This window comes from Zooshikella ganghwensis DSM 15267 (assembly GCF_000428585.1).
Lineage (GTDB): Bacteria > Pseudomonadota > Gammaproteobacteria > Pseudomonadales > Zooshikellaceae > Zooshikella > Zooshikella ganghwensis.
The window spans coordinates 1-2667 of sequence record NZ_AUAF01000301.1 but is presented as its reverse complement, the minus strand read 5'-3'; the positions used below and the strand labels follow the sequence as shown (position 1 = coordinate 2667).

General features: G+C 37.5%; 2 protein-coding genes. Both read right to left on the bottom strand.

The window, feature by feature from the left end; all coding sequences use genetic code 11:
- Window positions 1-136 precede the first annotated feature (136 nt).
- Entirely contained in the window at window positions 137-1537 is a 1401-nt protein-coding gene (locus F607_RS0126175; protein ID WP_038292429.1) for a sucrose-6-phosphate hydrolase, read from the bottom strand.
- Window positions 1530-2667: PTS transporter subunit EIIC (locus tag F607_RS32055; protein WP_051311854.1), on the bottom strand; the 1138-nt coding region annotated here is incomplete at its 5' end. The genes F607_RS32055 and F607_RS0126175, both read right to left, overlap by 8 nt.

Sequence of the window (2667 nt, the reverse complement as noted above, 5' to 3'; positions counted from 1 at the left end):
CATTGTTTTTTGCCCAAAAGTCCACTTTTGGCAACTAAAGTGACATAACCTTGTATTCATTGCAAATTTATGGGTAATTAAATGCCATCCTTGGTAGTCAAGAGCAATCAAATCACCATTTGCGAAAGCAATACGCTTACTTTGATAATTTCCAGTAGATAAGATGAATCATAGCCTCTCCATTGAAGCTAATGTTGGCACTTTCTTTATTTGAAAAAAAACGACTGCTGAGCACTGCATCACTATTATTGATGAATAATTCAATACTTGAACGATCAATTAATACATGTAATTCATCAAGAGTGCCTTGCCAAGTTCGAGACTCCCATGAGTGAGTACGCCAATTTTTTCTTTTTAATATTAACCCAATATTATTAACTTCTATTAAGATAACATCAGATAATTTTATCTGATAGTTAGCTTCTCCTTTTACTATCATTTCTGAGCTTATCATTGGAAAAGATGGTATATCATGAGCGATAGAGCTGCTTTCTATTTTATCGCTACGGAGATTTTTTAGTTCATCAACAGGTTGCTGACACAACTTGCCATTATTTAAAGTTAAAACTCTCGGGCAAGTCATTTGGTGTATCCATCCACTTTTTATGGTGGGATGATAAGCTTCATTCTCATCAGGTAACCCCATCCATCCTATCAGTATTCTTCTGCCTTGTTCATCTTCCATGGTTTGAGGAGCATAAAAATCAAAACCTAAATCCAGTTCTTGAAAAGCACCATGCTGGTAACTATTGGTTTGATAGTTAAGTTTCCCAATCACATAACCAGCCTGAAATAAGTTTGCAAAACACTCATTTTGTTTCGTTAATCCCTGTGGACAAAATAGTAATACGTCTTTTCCTTTCAAATGAAAAAGGTCAGGACATTCCCACATATAACCAAAATCACCAAAACCATTAAGCCTTGAGCCAGCCAGTTCACCTAAAAATATCCAGTTTTCTAAGTCGCTTGATCGATACCAGATCACTTTTCCTTGCTTGTGGATATCTTGAGCCCCCAAAACAACATAATAATTTTCTCCATACCGCCACACTTTTGGGTCTCGAACATGGCCTGTATAACCTTTGGGCAGAGAAATCACAGAGCCTAGCTTTTGAACACTGCCATCACTATTTAGCAAAGCAAGACATTGATAGGCTGTTCTCCCTTTCTTAAACTTAACATTGCCCGTATAAAACAGCTTTATCTGATCATTAACAACAATTGCGGAACCTGAATAACAGCCATGTGACTCATATTCTTCTTCTGGAATAAGTGCGGGAAAAAGATGTTTCCATGACACTAAATCTTTTGAGATCATGTGCCCCCAGGCTTTGATGCCATGTTCACATGAAAAAGGATTCCATTGATAAAATAGATGATAATTTCCTTTATGATGAACGAGACCGTTGGGATCATTAAGCAAACCCATGGGTGCAGAAACATGCCATTGAGGCCGATAGTAATCAGCTTCAGGGAAGTGCATACCGTTCAATAAACTGGTAATAACCTTCTGATAATACTGTTCTTTTTTATACATTTTCGGTATTATGTTTCAGTAAGTAAGAAATAATAAATGAAACTGTAAACGCGATTATCATTCCAATAATATAATGTATTATAGCCATACCAGGTAAACCTGTTAAACCAACAGCTGTCATACCCACTTTACTAAAGACTACATAACCTCCACCACAAGCCCCTCCTGCAAGTGCAGCAAAAAAGGGCTTAATAAATCGAAGATTAATTCCAAATATTGCAGCTTCAGTAATACCCAGCAATGATGAAACTGCTGAGGGAACAGCAATCGACTTAATTTTTTCATTAGTTGTTTTAAAATATACCGCAAGGCACGCACCACCTTGAGCAACATTGGCCATAGCCCAAATAGGTAGCAAGAAATTTATGCCAATTTCAGGATTTGTTAGCAAGCCAGCTTCAATAGCATGAAAACTATGATGGATACCGGTAATAACAATTGCTGAATAGCTACCCCCAAACAGTACCCCTGCAACCCAGCCAACATGCGTATACATTACGTTCAGAACCCATGAGATCCCATCACCAAAAGCTCTACCTGCAGGACCAATAAATATCATGGCCACAAAGCCTGTAATCACAACAGTAATAAATGGTGTCAATATAATATCTAAAGCATTTGGAACGACTCGCCGTATATTTTTTTCAACTAAACTCATAAACCAGGTTGCAAGCACAACAGGAAAAACTGTTCCTTGATAACCTATCATGGCAATGTCCATATTAAACAGCTGCATAGTTTCAAAACCACCTGCGACACTCCACGCGTTTGTCAACGCAGGATGCGTTAAAATACCGCCTAATGTAGCACCTAGATAAGAATTACCACCAAACTCTTTTGCAGCAGTAAAGCCAATTAAAATAGGCAAAATAATAAATGCTGCTGAGCTGAAAATATCCAGTAATACAAATAATGTACTTTGAGAGTCAACTAGATTATATGTTCGTAATGTACCCAGTAATCCCATTAGTAAGCCTGATGCTACTATTGCTGGAATAATGGGAACAAATATATTGGAAAGTGTTCGAGCACAGCGGAGACTGTAAAAGATTCTGTGTAACCGCCTACTCTTAATGTTAACAATGTATAAGGATAGGCCATTATGGTGACTCAAAAAGAACTCGAAGCCT